Origin of the sequence: Pseudorhizobium xiangyangii (assembly GCF_020531965.1) — a bacterium.
GTDB classification, from domain to species: Bacteria; Pseudomonadota; Alphaproteobacteria; order Rhizobiales; family Rhizobiaceae; genus Neorhizobium; species Neorhizobium xiangyangii.
This window is the reverse complement of sequence record NZ_JAJAWH010000117.1, coordinates 1-634: the sequence shown is the minus strand read 5'-3', so window position 1 is coordinate 634 and position 634 is coordinate 1. Positions and strand designations below refer to the sequence as shown.

The window sequence follows — 634 nt, the reverse complement described above, 5'->3', positions numbered from 1 at the left end:
CGATCTGACCGCCATCGAAGGCGATATCTATGCCGGCGCCTATACCGATATCTTCGCCTCCTACACGAAGACCAGGAAGAGCTATCTCGGCGGTCTGATCGGCTCGACCAAAATCAGCAACACCGTCGACAAGTATGCGACCGGCACCCAGGCGCTTGCCGCACTCGACCTGACGCTGGTGTCCGGCAACGACACGACGCTGATCGGCGCCCAACTTGCCGCCGGCGGTGACCTGTCGATCGATACCGGCGGCGATTTCTCCGTCCAGGCCGCCATCAGCAGCCAGCTCAGCGAGTATTTCGAGCAGAAGCTCGGTCTCGTCACCATGACCACGGTCACCGAGAACAGTTTTCGGGAGGCGGCGATCCTCTCAACCTTCCTCACCGGTGGCAGCCTGTCGTTCAATGTCGGCGGCAAGGCCGAGCTCAGCGTCTACGACTATGCCGGCATAGCCAGCGGCGATCTCAACGATCTCTACCCGCAAGAACTGCTCGCCATTGCCGGGCTCGAACTGCTCGCCCAAAACCTGGCCGACGAGTATTTCTACGACAAGCAGGTTCAACTCTCGCCAGCCTTCAAGGCGCTGGTGGCCATTGCCCTGAACGTCGTCATGCCCGGCTCGGGTGTCGGTGGA

The 634-nt window shown here is 61.2% G+C and carries 1 protein-coding gene; it reads left to right on the top strand.

What is annotated here, in order from left to right; all coding sequences use genetic code 11:
* Positions 1 to 634 (top strand): hemagglutinin repeat-containing protein (locus tag LH464_RS24460; protein WP_226788991.1); only part of this gene is annotated, 634 nt, incomplete at both ends.